The 12,818-nt window shown below is 60.2% G+C and carries 12 protein-coding genes and 1 pseudogene; 8 read left to right on the top strand and 5 right to left on the bottom strand.

Annotated features, from left to right (window positions below):
- Nucleotides 1-25 precede the first annotated feature (25 nt).
- Both BLU15_RS31165 and BLU15_RS31160 read right to left on the bottom strand, forming a co-directional pair.
- A complete protein-coding gene (locus BLU15_RS31165; RefSeq protein ID WP_090300747.1) occupies nt 26-1,504 on the bottom strand; it encodes a S41 family peptidase in 1,479 nt (492 codons plus the stop codon).
- Nucleotides 1,505-1,704: 200 nt separating this feature from the next.
- Nucleotides 1,705-2,406, bottom strand: coding sequence for a DUF899 domain-containing protein (locus tag BLU15_RS31160; protein ID WP_090300745.1), 702 nt, complete (start codon nt 2,404-2,406; stop codon nt 1,705-1,707).
- A 214-nt stretch (nt 2,407-2,620) separates the two neighbouring features.
- On the opposite strand from BLU15_RS31160, the pseudogene BLU15_RS40305 reads away from it, so the two are divergent.
- The 6 genes and pseudogenes from BLU15_RS40305 to BLU15_RS31130 form a co-directional block, all read left to right on the top strand.
- Nucleotides 2,621-2,848, top strand: a pseudogene (locus BLU15_RS40305) (ArsR/SmtB family transcription factor); the annotation flags it as partial.
- 6 nt (nt 2,849-2,854) lie between these two features.
- Nucleotides 2,855-3,208, top strand: a complete 354-nt coding sequence (locus BLU15_RS40300; protein ID WP_370689674.1) for a helix-turn-helix transcriptional regulator — start codon at nt 2,855-2,857, stop codon at nt 3,206-3,208.
- A 129-nt stretch (nt 3,209-3,337) separates the two neighbouring features.
- Nucleotides 3,338-5,455, top strand: a complete 2,118-nt coding sequence (locus BLU15_RS31150) for a carboxy terminal-processing peptidase (RefSeq protein WP_034798128.1) — start codon at nt 3,338-3,340, stop codon at nt 5,453-5,455.
- A 398-nt stretch (nt 5,456-5,853) separates the two neighbouring features.
- On the top strand, nt 5,854-6,777 hold the full coding sequence (locus BLU15_RS31145) for a DUF3313 domain-containing protein (RefSeq protein WP_090300743.1): 924 nt from the start codon (nt 5,854-5,856) through the stop codon (nt 6,775-6,777).
- 436 nt (nt 6,778-7,213) lie between these two features.
- A complete protein-coding gene (locus tag BLU15_RS31135; RefSeq protein WP_034798131.1) occupies nt 7,214-7,885 on the top strand; it encodes a response regulator transcription factor in 672 nt (223 codons plus the stop codon).
- Nucleotides 7,885-9,270: a sensor histidine kinase gene (locus tag BLU15_RS31130; protein ID WP_090300739.1), complete on the top strand. Its 1,386-nt coding sequence runs from the start codon at nt 7,885-7,887 to the stop codon at nt 9,268-9,270. Before BLU15_RS31135 ends, BLU15_RS31130 begins: the two co-directional genes overlap by 1 nt.
- Before the next feature lie 52 nt (nt 9,271-9,322).
- On the opposite strand, the gene BLU15_RS31125 is transcribed toward BLU15_RS31130, so the two are convergent.
- On the bottom strand, nt 9,323-9,841 hold the full coding sequence (locus BLU15_RS31125) for an RNA polymerase sigma factor (RefSeq protein ID WP_090300737.1): 519 nt from the start codon (nt 9,839-9,841) through the stop codon (nt 9,323-9,325).
- Complete coding sequence (locus tag BLU15_RS31120; protein ID WP_034798134.1) at nt 9,838-10,047, bottom strand: YgaP family membrane protein; 210 nt, start codon at nt 10,045-10,047, stop codon at nt 9,838-9,840. The genes BLU15_RS31125 and BLU15_RS31120 overlap by 4 nt, the downstream gene beginning before the upstream one ends.
- Between BLU15_RS31120 and BLU15_RS31115 the strand changes: the two genes are divergently transcribed.
- Complete coding sequence (locus tag BLU15_RS31115; protein WP_089045805.1) at nt 9,966-11,612, top strand: TolC family outer membrane protein; 1,647 nt, start codon at nt 9,966-9,968, stop codon at nt 11,610-11,612. The two genes, BLU15_RS31120 and BLU15_RS31115, sit on opposite strands and share 82 nt — an antisense overlap.
- Before the next feature lie 81 nt (nt 11,613-11,693).
- Here the strand turns inward: BLU15_RS31115 and BLU15_RS31110 are convergent, their stop codons facing one another.
- Nucleotides 11,694-12,044 carry a GFA family protein gene (locus BLU15_RS31110; protein WP_244546865.1) on the bottom strand — a complete coding sequence of 117 codons (351 nt, stop codon included), beginning with the start codon at nt 12,042-12,044 and terminating at the stop codon, nt 11,694-11,696.
- Between the two features lie 337 nt (nt 12,045-12,381).
- Here BLU15_RS31110 and BLU15_RS31105 point away from each other — a divergent pair, with 337 nt between their 5' ends.
- Entirely contained in the window at nt 12,382-12,744 is a 363-nt protein-coding gene (locus tag BLU15_RS31105; RefSeq protein WP_034798136.1) for a winged helix-turn-helix transcriptional regulator, read from the top strand.
- Nucleotides 12,745-12,818 lie beyond the last annotated feature (74 nt).

Genomic DNA, 12,818 nt, shown 5'->3' with positions numbered 1-12,818 from the left:
GCCCTGCCTCCCCACAAGCTGCTTCTCAATCGGCATTGCCCACCATGAGTATCTTCATGACGGCGGCCATTGCCGGGTCGGTGCCAGCGGCATAGTCGGCAAAGTTAGTGGAGCGCGCGACGTCTGGCTGAAGGGGACCTGCCGGGACGTCGTAGACGTAATTCAGCAGGAAACAGGTCCTGATCTCCGACAGGCTGCAACCGTGTTCCCAGTCGTGATAGGCCGTCGAGTAACGGATGGTGATCTTCGAGTTCGGCAGAGCCGTGCGGCCGCCTTCGCCCCAAAACTGCAGCCGGTCTCCTATCGGCTCGCCGACAAGTACCGTGCGCGGGCCGCCGAAGTACTTCAGTCGCGCCGCCGTGCTGATCGCGGCCGAAAACGTGTTCGCGCTGGTCAGCACAAACAGCCGTCCCTCCGGCGGCAGGATGGCCGGGAGCCTTCGCGAGAAATCGGCGGTCAGTTCGTAATTGCCGCCATTGTTGAACCGCAGGTCGACGACTGCATTGCGTATCGGTTTTTTCTCAGCTTCGTCCAGCACCTTGGCGAGCCCCTGCGACAGGCCCTCCGGCGTCGCATCCCTGATGCGGTTGATCTGGATGTAGAGAAGATCGGGCAAGGGATAGTGGTGCCAGACATTGGCGTCGGGGCGCGTGAGATAGGCCGGTAGCGTGACATCGTCGAGCACGTGCCGCCACCCGGCGCCGCGACCGGTCTGTGACAAGGGACTGAAATCGCGTCGTGGCCAGACATGGGCGTTCAAGGGTTCCGGCGCACCGGACGTGGCGACAAGAGCGATCTGCGCAGCGCTTCCATCCTCGCGACGGATGAAATAGGCGCTTTCCTGCGGGCTTTTGGCAAGGCCGGCGGCATGGAGCAATTCCGGCGAAATCGCGACATTCGGGACGAATTCCTTGGCGAGATTGGCGGGGCCGCCGAAATAGGGCCGAAGCGCATCGACAAAGGCCTCCGTCGCTCTTCCATTTACCTCAAGGATCTCTCCGCCCAAAAGGTGCGATTGCTCGCCTGTCGTGGCGATCACAAACAGGCCGTCGGCAAACCAGCCAAGCCGGATGGGAACCGCATTGAAGCTGTGGCCGCCGACGAGGCCGACCACGCTGGTGTGCCCATTGTCGGCGAGCGCGACCGCTTTTGCAGCCGCGATCGCCAGACCGGCGCGGTCGAGATCACCGGCCCGTTGTTCGATCACTTCGAGGGCGGCGGCAAACGCGACCTGGGCGGTCGGCGAGAAGCTGCGGTCGACCTCGATCAGGCGCCGCAGATGGGCAAGGTCCTGCCTGTTGCGCTCCAGTTGCAAGGTCGCGGCCGGAAAGTCGCTTCGGGGATAGCTCTTCAGCGTCGGATAGAGAATAGCCGCAAGCGGCGCGACCAGCAGGAAAAGCAAGGCGGCAAGCGCGATCGATGCAATCCGAACGCCGCGCCGCCGCCAAAACCTCTTGCCTCTCGGCGCCGGACCTTCCTTGCCGATTTGAGTCTCGTTTCCCATCGATTGACGGCCCCCAACAGCGCCCCTCTTCAAGGCGCGATCCATCCACAAATTCGGCGCTCCAGCCAGGGCCGGCGATATTCCTTCAGCATCGCGCCCGAGCCCTGTTCCGGCCCGCAGCAATGACGAAGGTCGGACGATCGGCAAGACAAGACGTAGGAACGGCAGCACGACAATTCCATGCTCGCCGCCGGGGAAAATCAGAAGGCCGGTTCGGTCCCGTATTCGTCGTGGCGCCGGTTCCAAACGTAGGGTTCGGTCTGTGGCCATCCCGCGGGAGACACTTCCCATGTTTCCTGGCGACCGTAGGGCGTCAGGTCCAGATAAGTCCACATGCTGCCGAGATACTCCACGCCACGCGCACCGTTGAAATAGGTGCGGTAGATATCGTCGCCGTCCCTGAGGAAAACGCTGACGCCATGACGCTCGCTGGTCCTGGTCGGGTCACCCGGGTCGGCGACCGTGGCCCCCATGTCGTGGTTGAAGTCGCTCGCCATGGACGAGTACCAGACCGGGTGCTGCCACTGCATCCGGGCCTGATATTTCTGCAGCTTCTCGAGCGGCGCGCGCGAGATCAGCACGATGGACGTATCGCGTGCGTTGAGATGCGCCGGGTGGGTCATCGCGTCCACGACCCAGGAACAGCCGTCGCAGCCCGCCTTCCATCCGGGCGCGAACATGAAGTGATAGACGATCAGTTGCCGCCGACCATCGAAGAGGTCGGCAAGGCTTAACGTGCCCGTGGGGCCTTCGAACGAATAGTCCTTGTCGATCCTGACCATCGGCAAGCGCCGTCGCTCGGCGCTCAAGTCATCGCGTGCGCGGGTGAGGGCTTTCTCCCTGGCAATCTGTTGTTCGAGCGCGGCTTGCCACTCATCAATTGAAACGATCTTAGGCAACATTCTCAATGATCTCCCTTTTTGGGCAACTTGCGTGGGGGCATCGTTGCAACGCTGAACTCCGGTCGGCGACGTCCAGCCAACCGGCTCGGTTCGATTGCTCCCGAAAAGCTCTCAATCCGATCTTACCGGCGCGGTCTCCGTCGCATCTGGCTGCAATATGTTGTAAAACCATAACATGTCAAGCAAGCGGGAAGAAGTCTCGGTTTTCTGAGCATTGGCCCAGGCGCAGACCACCGACATGCTCTGCGCCGCCTTTTCAGACATGGATCGCTGTACCGTCATGCAGCATCTGAAGGTGCTGGAAGAGGCCGACCTGATCATCGTCAGCCGGGCAGGACGCGAGCGCTGGAACTATCTCAATGCGCTGCCGATCAAGCGCATTCACGGCCGCTGGATCAGTGAACATGCCGCCCACCCGGTGACCATTCTCGACAGACTGAAACCCGGCATGCCCGAAGTGCGTGCGGCCCTTCGTTCGGGCCTGCGCTATGCCGCCGAAGAGATCATGGCGCGCGACAAATACCAGCAGAAACTGACGCCGGCAAAGGTCGCGCTCGAGCTCGGTATTTCCGTGCGCCAGCTGCATGTACTGTTCGAACACGCGGAATTGACCTTCGCTCGCACGCTGGCATCGATGCGGACTTCGCAGGCGCGGCGGCTTCTCGTCGAGCGGCCCGCCTTGCCCGTCACCGAGGTCGCCTATGCCTGCGGATTCGATAGTCTTGCAAGGTTTTACCGACTTTTCACGGGCGCTTACGGGATGGCGCCGGGCGAATTCCGGGCGGCAGGCTCGCTCCATTAGTCCCGGGCGGATGCCTGCCTTGACGTAAGGCCGGCCTCGGCGTCGGATCAATCCGGTTGCCAAAAAGCCATAATTGCTTCACCTAGATCCCTCTTCGACACTCGGCATTAAGAATTGGGTCAACGCTGAATGCGCATTTCATACGTCTTCCTTGGTGCATTTCTTGCAATCGCGCCGTCCGCCTATGCCGACGTTGCCTCGCCTCCTGTTCTGGAGCCGCTGAAGCAGCAGGCACAGGCCGCACAGTTGAGCGCAAAATTTCTGACGCGCTACAGCTACAAGCCCGTTCCGCTAGATGACGCCTTGTCGGCCAAGATCATGGACAGCTTCATCGAGTCCCTCGATCCGGATCGTGGGCTCTTCCTGCAGGCCGACATCGACAGTTTCAAACCTGACCGCAACGAGATCGACGACGCCATCAAGAAGAAGGACCTGAAGATCCCGTTTGCGATCTTCAACGTCTATGGAAAGCGTGTCGTCGACCGCATGAACTACGCGCGCGAACTGCTGAAGCAGGACTTCGATTTCACGAAGCAGGAAGATTATTCCCTGTCGCGCGAGAAGGCGCCCTGGCCGCAGTCGGAAGCCGAGAGCAACGAGCTGTGGCGCAAGCGTGTGAAAAGCGACTGGCTACGCTTGAAGCTCAGTGGCAAGACTGATGCGGCCATTCGCGAAACGCTCGACAAGCGCTATGCAAACGCGCTCGAGCGTGCCTCCAAGTACAAGAGTGACGACGTCTTCCAGTCGTTCATGAACGCCTACACGACGTCGGTCGATCCGCACACGGATTACTTTGGCGCCCGGGCTTCGGCCGACTTCGATATCGCCATGAAGCTCTCGCTGGTTGGAATCGGCGCGGTGCTGCAGGAGCGCGACGACTACACGACGATCCGCGAGCTCGTGCCTGGTGGGCCGGCGCAGCTGTCCGGCAAGCTTGCGGTCGGAGACCGCATCACCGGCGTTGGGCAGGGTCACGACGGCCCGATAAAGGAAGTGGTCGGCACGCGCATCGATGAAGTCGTGCAGTTGATCCGCGGGAAGAAGGGGTCGGTCGTGCGCCTCGACGTTCTGCCGGCCGATGCGGGAGCAGACGCCGCCCATCGCATCGTCACCCTCGTGCGCGACAAGATCAGCCTCGAAAAGCAGGCGGCGCAGAAGAGCGTTCTGTCTGTGAAGGCGGGCGATACCACCCGCAAGATCGGGGTGATCACTCTTCCGGCCTTCTATGAGGATTTCGAAGCCCGGCGCAAAAGAGAGCAGGATTATCGCAGCGCGAGCCGCGACGTCGCAAAGCTTCTCGAAGAGCTGAAGCAGGAACAGGTCGACAGCGTTCTGATCGACGTTCGCAACAATGGCGGCGGTTCGCTGGACCAGGCGATTGCCCTGACCGGCCTGTTCATCGGCTCCGGACCGGTCGTTCAGCAACGCAGTGGCGACGGCAAGGTCGTGGTGACAAGCTCGGAGTTTCCTGAGCCTCTCTGGTCAGGACCCGTCGGTGTTTTGATCAATCGCGGCTCGGCTTCGGCCTCTGAGATTTTTGCTGCGGCCATCCAGGACTACGGCCGCGGTGTCGTCATCGGCGAGCCCAGCTTCGGCAAGGGCACGGTTCAAACCGTCGTCGACCTCGACCAGATGGTCCGCAACAGCAAGCCTGCGTTTGGCGAACTCAAGGTGACGATCGCCCAGTTCTTCCGGGTCAATGGCGGCACTACGCAGCTGCATGGCGTAACGCCCGATATCAGTCTGCCGGGGCTTTCCGACCCGACGCGCTTTGGCGAAACGAGCTATGATAACGCCCTGCCGTGGTCAGAGATCAAGCCTGCGGATTATATGCCGGCCGATACCGTCACGGCGCTGCTGCCGGCACTGCAGGACCGCCATAATGCGCGCATTGCAAGCGACCCCGATTTCCAGCGCCTCCTCGAAGACATCGCCGACATCAAGGCGCAACGCGAAAAAGGCGTTGTCTCCCTCAACGAAGCCGAACGTCGCAAGGAAATGAAGGATCGCGAAAATCGTCTTAAGGCTCGAGCTCAGGGAAGCGATGGCGAGGATACCGGTGAGGACGATGGATTGAATGCGGACGAACGCAGCCTGAGTGCCGATATCGCAATGGAAAACGCCCGCAAGAACGCAAAGGACGTTCTGCTTGCTGAGGCGACCGCCATTCTGGCCGATGAGGCGGATTTGCAGGAAGGTGGGTTGAAGGCGGCCACGCAGCCACCGGCAAGTGCCACCAGAAAGTAGTCTGCTCGGCCGATGCGCGGGTACTTGAGGAAAGGTCGACAAAGCACTCTTTTGTCGACCTTTTTTGTTTCCCGCGCTCAGCGCAGACGTACAAGCCTATAAAATATCGTTGGCGTCGCTGAGCTGCGAGTAAATGGAGTATGCGCTCAGGAACAGAATGCTGAATACGATTATCGCGCTAAAAAACATAAAAAGGTACATCAATGTGCTCCGAGTAAAATCACCGTACATCCTTGTCCTATTGTTCTTTTGCAGGAACATTACGCTGCAAGAGACCTGATTTTTCCCGGATATTGAATTCAAATGGTAGTCAGCGCGTTTGAGCTGAATTCGTAATGTTTTCACAAGGTGCAGGACCCCAATCGGCGCTCGTCTTTGACAACGAGGGTTCTGGGCGAATGACATGCAATGAGAAGACGAACAGCCATAGAAGGGGCGTGGCAGGGGGTCGGGGAATCGCAAGAATAGTGCCGATCATGCTCACTCTTGGGGGATGTACGACCGTTCCCTTGAAGGAAGCAGGAACGCTTACCTCCTACAGCAACCTCAGTGCTCCGAAGGGGAAGTTCGAGAAGAAGAGAGTCTATTTCAGCAAGGATGGCCTGAAGGACGTCAAAACGGTGAGCATCGCGCCGACGTCTCTGACCCCGCCTGCTCTGCAGCGTGTCGAGAAGCAGAAGGACCGCCTGCTGGTAACGAACGCGATTGACCGCGCGATCTGCATCACCATGAGCGAAAAATATCGGATCGTCCCGTTCGGTACGCCCGCAGATCTGACGGTCCGAACGGTTGTTACGGACATTGTCCCGACCGAGCCGTCCGTCGCTGGTGCCGCCAAGGCGATTTCCATCGGCAGTTCGCTTGCCTTGCCGGTCGGCATACCACGACTGCCCTTCGGGCTCGGCGGGCTGGCCGTCGAAGCGGAGGCCGTCGATCGAACCGGCAAACAAACGGCGGCGATCGTTTGGTCGAAGGGCGCGAACTCGTTTACGAGTGAAGCGCGCGTTTCGCAGGTTGGTGACGCCTATGACCTGGCCGCGGCTTTCGGCAAGGATTTCTCAAGAATGGTCGTCGCCGGCAAAGAACCTGGAGATTTCGATCTGTACTTGCCGTCCGTTTATGACATTCGCACGTCGCTTGGTGGGAAACCCGGTTCTGCGATCTGTGAGGACTTCGGGCGTGCGCCGGGTGTGGTCGGCATGATCGGCGCCTCCATCGGAGCGCCGCCGTCCTGGACGGACAGGGGAGGCAAGCTCGCCGTCGCGGCAACCGGAACAGCCGTTTCTGCCGAAAAAACAATCCCTTCCATTGGCAGCCGCTGAGGCGGACTACGCTTGTGTCTCGTAACATTGTCGCAAGGTGGCAATGGGATCCAGGTATCGACAAAACGAGAAATAAACCGAGGTCATTTTATGCGTCTTTTCATTGCAGCGGGCCTGCTGATCGTGCTGGCGGGATGCGAAACGGTAGAATACAGAAACCGTTGTGCCGAGTACGGATTCGTGCCGGGAACCGATGCTTATGCTAATTGCGTACAACGTCTTGATATGTCCGATGAACGCCGTAGAGGACGCGATTACGATCCTCCCGTGTATTCTTACGAGTAATTCCGCAGGGATGACGGATGTTTTAGCGAGGGCTGTTTCGATTAGGATGATTGCGACCTGACTTACGTCGCGTTGTTTAGAATCCTCTTTTGTTTCCTTCATGAATATTCGCATCTTCAAAACTCAATTCTAGTCGACACTGGCAGGCAACATGCGAATTCTGATCGTAGAAGATGATCGTGAGCTGGCGTCTTCGCTCAAGACCATGCTGGAAGCCGCGATCGGCGTTGCGGATGTATTCGAAACGCTTGCGGATGCCGAGGCGGCACTGCTTGCCTTCAAGTTCGATCTCGTGGTCATCGACCGCAACCTACCTGATGGTGACGGCCTGTCGCTGCTGCCGACGCTGCGGCAACTCCGCCCGAGGCCGGCAACGCTCGTTCTGACGGCATTGGACGATCCGACCGATATCGTGTCTGCGCTCGACAAGGGCGCAGACGAATATGTCGGCAAACCATTCGAGCCCATGGAGCTTATTGCACGGGCGCGCGCGGTTCTTCGTCGCTACAGCCTGGACGAGACCGGCTGCACGCAATTCGGCAATCTATCGTTTGATCTCATCAATCGATCCGCCATGATCGGTGCGAACGCGCTGAGCGTTCCGAGACGCGAACTCGCCGTTCTGGAAGCGTTGATCCGGCGGGCAGGGCGCGTCGTGCAGCGCGACAATCTTGAAGCTGCCGTCTATAATATCGACGAGGAGATCGAGTCCAACGTGCTCGATTCCCATGTCTCGCGGCTACGCAAGCGTCTGCGCGAGGGCAATTGCAGCGCAACGATCCGGACCATTCGCGGCATCGGCTACATGCTGGTGCAAGAGTAATGAGGCGTCCGAATTCAATCGCGTTTCCGGTGGCCATTGTGCTCATCTTGGGCATGGCGCTGATGATGGTGATCAGCACCGTCCTCACCGTCGCGGTGTTCCTGTTGACGGATGGGCAGAGCAGGAAAAAAATCGCAGTCGAAAGTGTCGTCGAACTTCTCCAGGATGGTGTGAGCTACGATCACACCGGCAAGTTTGTGCTCGAGGTCGAAGGCGTAATTGCGGAAAAGATTATCAGGCTTTCCGAAGAGCAGTCCGAATTCTGGTACTTTGTCAGTGACGGAACCCAAGCCATCATACACGGTGCCGTGCCGGCATCGGTCCAACACATCATCGATACGACCTCTCCCCAGGTATTCTCCTCTGAGTTTTCTTACATGGCGGGCCAGCAGCAGTTTCTCGGGCTCCGAAAACTGAACGCGGAGGATCCACCCAAACTGGTTGTGGTCGGCGGAGTGACATTTTCGAATGCTGAAACGCTGCTCGTGGTCCTGCGCGAAATTTGGCCGCAGGGGCTTTACCATCTTCTGGGTATTGTTCTTGTTGCCACGGCCACGATCGCTGTCGTTGCTGTCAAGCGCACGATCGCAACCCCTGTAAGAAGGGTTGTCGATTCAGCCGAGCAGATCGACGGGCTTCCCAATGGTCGCCGGATATCGGATCGCGACACTCCGATAGAACTGAAGCCGATGGTTGCCGCGTTCAACACGGCGCTCGGTTGTATCGACAACGCGTTCGAAGCGCAGCGAAACTTTCTTGCCAACGCATCCCACGAATTGCGGACGCCGCTGACCAAATTGCGGTTGAAGCTCGACCTTGTTCAGGACCCGGACGTGCGGGAGATCCTTGTTCGCGACACGGCGCGGCTTGCATCAATCGTCACGACATCGTTGCAGTTGGCGCGTTTGTCAGGCCAGGCGCTGACCTTCACCAAGGTAGATCTCGCAGCCATCGCGCGCGCGGCCATTGCCGAGCATGTGCCATCCGTGATGAAGCAGGGCATGGACATCGAGTTCAAAGCAGAGGGGCGGGTCATTGTCCCCGGTTCCGAACCGGCCATTCGCCTGGCCTTGGACAACTTGATCATCAATGCGATGCGACACGCACGCGGAACGGAAGTGCTTGTAGTCGAGGTTCTGCAAGCCCGGATCGTGCGGGTCAGCGATGAGGGCCCAGGAATCCCGGCCGCGGAGCGCGAGAAAATGCTGAGGCCGTTTGTGCGGGGCAATACCAGCGCGAGTGAGGGAACAGGCATGGGACTGGCCATCGTTGCCCAGATTATGACGGCACACAACGGCTCCGTGGCGCTCGGAGAAGCAGCGAACGGCGGTTTGGTCGTCGATCTGGCGTTTCCGAAAACTGCGAAGGAATCCGCGTTTTCGTGATAGCCGCGCCATTGTTCCTTGAAGCCGCTCGCGCACAATCTCTTCGGCTCGCTCACTCCGCCAAATATTCGCGCAACAGCAGGCGTGCACGGTGCAGCCGCGCTTTCACTGCCTGTCGCGAAAGATCGAGAGCCGCGGCGATCTCGTCGATCGTCATCTCCTGGAGGTCGCGCATCAGAGCCACGTCGCGATAGTGCGGCGGCAGAGCCTCGAAGGCCGCTGCCAGATCAAGCCGCAACACATGTTCGGGCCGCTGCACCAGACTTGTTTCAAGTGCGTCCTCGTCTACGGCGGCGATCATGCCGGTACGTCGGGCGAGCCTCAGGCACTCCCGCCGCACCACGCTGAACAACCAGTTCGACAGGGTCGCGAGTGCCCGGATCGCGCCGACATGGCGCGACAGAAGCCAAAGCGTTTCTTGTGTCGCATCGTCGACATCGGCGGTCCGGCAGGTTGCTCGGGCATATCGGCGAATATCCGGCTGCGCACGCTCGAGCAGCCGGACGATCGCATTGCGATCGCCGTGGCGGGCGGCTTCGAAAGTTTCAGTCGTCACCGCCTTTGTGTTCATGGCTTGATCCGATCATGGATCCCGGCAACGGCGCAGGCCGGGCAATAGCCGATGAGGCCGGTGAGGACGAAGGTGAGGGCCGATACGCCCACCAAGAGGGCGATCCACCCGCTCAGGAAACTGTATGCCATCACAGCCGCGCCAACCCCAAGGCCAATCCGCACGATCTGCTGCCCCTTACCTATATTCTTGCGAAAAAATGCCATGCAACACCTCCGGTGCAAACCGAGACCCATCGTCTCAGTCACAAGAGGCGCGGAACCCGGAAAAGGATTCGCGACGGCACGACTTTTTTCGTGACGGCGGATCCATCGGTACCAAATTTGGGCCGCTGTACTTCTGCCATGGCGCCGGCCAAGTGCTGTTCGGCCGTTGGCCGTCCCTTGACGCCGTCCGCCGAGCGTCTCCGTGCCCTCGATCCGGATTATCTCGCTTGCGAGCCATCCGGGTTCCCAACGGAGATTCCTGTTCGATGAAACGAATACTGGTGACCCTGGTTGCAATGATTGCTCCGATTGCCATGGCTGAGGCTCATGCCGAGCCGCTTTCAAGTGCCTTGGCGAAGGCCTACCACAACAACCCGACGCTCAATGCAGCGCGGGCCGGAGTGCGCGCGAGCGCGTACGACATCGACATCGCACGGTCGGCGATGCATCCGAAAATCACCTGGCGCAGCGGGATCGGGTACAATTCCAGTGCGGCGACCAATCGCGGCACGTTTGGTATCGTTCTCGATCAGACCCTCTTCGACGGCCTGCAGACGACCAACAATGTCGAGGTCAATAAGGCGCGACAGCGCGCCGCCGAGGAAAACACCCGCAACACCGAGCAGAACATCCTGTTCGAGGCGACCGAGGCATATATGGACGTGGTGCTGACGCGCCGCATCGTCGTGCTACGCAAACAGGATCTGGATTTCCTCAAGGAGCTCACGCGATCCGAGATCGCCCGCCACCAAGCAGGCGAACGGACCCGAACAAACATCGCTCAGGCCGAGGCGCGCCGCGCTGCGGCGCAGGCGGAACTGAGCCTCGCCCATGCCGAAGCCAAGCGTGCCCAAGCGACCTACAGGCAGGTCATCGGCGACGAACCGGGCAATTTAACCGGTGGAAAAGTTCCCGTGAAAATGCTGCCCGCCAACATCGATAAGGCGCTGGCGATTGCCGCCAAGCAGCATCCCGCTCTTCTGGCGAAACGGCACCTCGCCGAAGGCGCCATGTTCAATGTTGCCGTCAGCGAGGGAAAGCTCCTGCCGACCGTGAAGGGGGCGATCGGGATTGGCAGAGGTGAGCGCGTGAGCGCGATCGACGCAATGGCGTTCGACGGATCGGCGACGGAGCAAAAGGCGGGCAACGAGCTCAAGGTACCCATCTATCAGGGAGGAAAGGCGGCGGCCGAGGTACGGCGCTCGAAGGAGGACCTCGGGAAATCGAACTTCACCGTCGACGTTCAGCACGCCGAAGTTCAGTCGAAGGCGGCCTCTGCCTGGGCGCAATACCAGGGAGCGCTCGCAACCGCGTCCGCCAACCGGGCCGCCGTCAAGGCGGCAAAAATGGCCAAGGACGGCATGATGGCAGAACAAGCGATCGGCCAGCGCACGCTACTCAACGTACTGGAAGCCCAGGCCGACGTGGTGAAGGCGCAGGTGAAGCTCGCCACCGCTGAGCGGGAGACCGTCGTCGGAGGCTACCGCATCCTGTCGGCCATCGGCAGGCTCGGGGCCAAGGACCTGGGCCTCGTGGCCCGACGGGCGGATACCGAGACACGATGAGCGGACAAGCTCCCTAATGTTGCGCCGTGGCCCTCGCCGCGGTGGATTGCGACATGTTGCGTCTGAGGGGAAATCGGCCACCTATCCAAATGTCTCGATGCCTTCCGTCAGGTCGTACCAGGTATGTCGGCGCGAGGCCCAGAACACGGCGGCGGGCGGCGGGAAGTCCGGGTCGGCAAAGCAGCCCGCGGAGATCATGACCGCGTCCGTCAGCGCCTCCGCCTCCATGTAGACCAGCGTTCCGCATTTCGGGCAGAAGGTCTGGTCCACCCAGGGGCCGGCGTCGCTGCCGCGTCGCCACACCCGGCGTTCCCCTTCGATGCCGATGACGGACGCTCTGGAAAATCGGGCGCGATAGCCGAAGCCCGATCCCGTTGCGCGTTGGCATTCCAGACAGGCGCAGGCGTAGACACGGGCAGGGGGTCCGTTCACGGTAATCTTCAGGCCACCGCAGGCACAGCTTGCCGTTCGCTTTCCGGCGCACTCTAGGGTCTGCGGCCGTCCATTGTCTTTCAGGCGATCGCTTGTGGTCATGGCACGGACCTGGCCAGGGCCGCGCGTTCACGCGACAGATATCTTGCCGCAAACGTGCCAGGCTTCAGAAATATCCGGGCGCGCGCGGGGCCAATGCGCCCGCCGCCGGCAACACCTATATTGGTCATGAACGACAACTCCGGTTGAAAGCTGCCGTCTAATAGGAGCGGTTTTCGGAGCCTGTAAATTACGCACTTTAAAGTAAGCGGTAACTCGAAAGTAGGGAGCGGGGCGCGTGAAACGGTTGCAGCAGGACGATTGTGGCTTCGCATCGGCGCTGAACGCGATCGGCGGCAAATGGAAGACCCTGATATTGTGGGAGGTCAACATCGAACCGCGTCGCTTCGGCGAATTGCGACGTCTTCTGCCGGGGATCAGCGAAAAGGTCCTGGCACAACAACTTCGCGAAATGGAAGCCGATCGTCTGGTTCGCCGCGAGGTTTTTCCGGCCGCCGTTCAAAGGGTCGAGTATTCGGTGACGGAGTTCGGCAAGACCCTGAACGAGGCGGTCACGGTCCTGTCGACTTGGGGCAAGGAACATCAGGCAAGGCTTGCCGCGAAGGGCGAAGGATGTGGCGCCGATCCCGGCCGAAACTGAAACTGCAGTCCTTGGGTGATGGGGAATGGCTGGCATTCGCTCCAGGAGTGATGGCGCAGCGAGACGGGATGTTC

This window comes from Ensifer sp. YR511 (assembly GCF_900103045.1).
Lineage (GTDB): Bacteria > Pseudomonadota > Alphaproteobacteria > Rhizobiales > Rhizobiaceae > Ensifer > Ensifer adhaerens.
The sequence above is the reverse complement of the archived record's forward strand: the minus strand, read 5'-3'. Positions and strand labels throughout refer to the sequence as shown.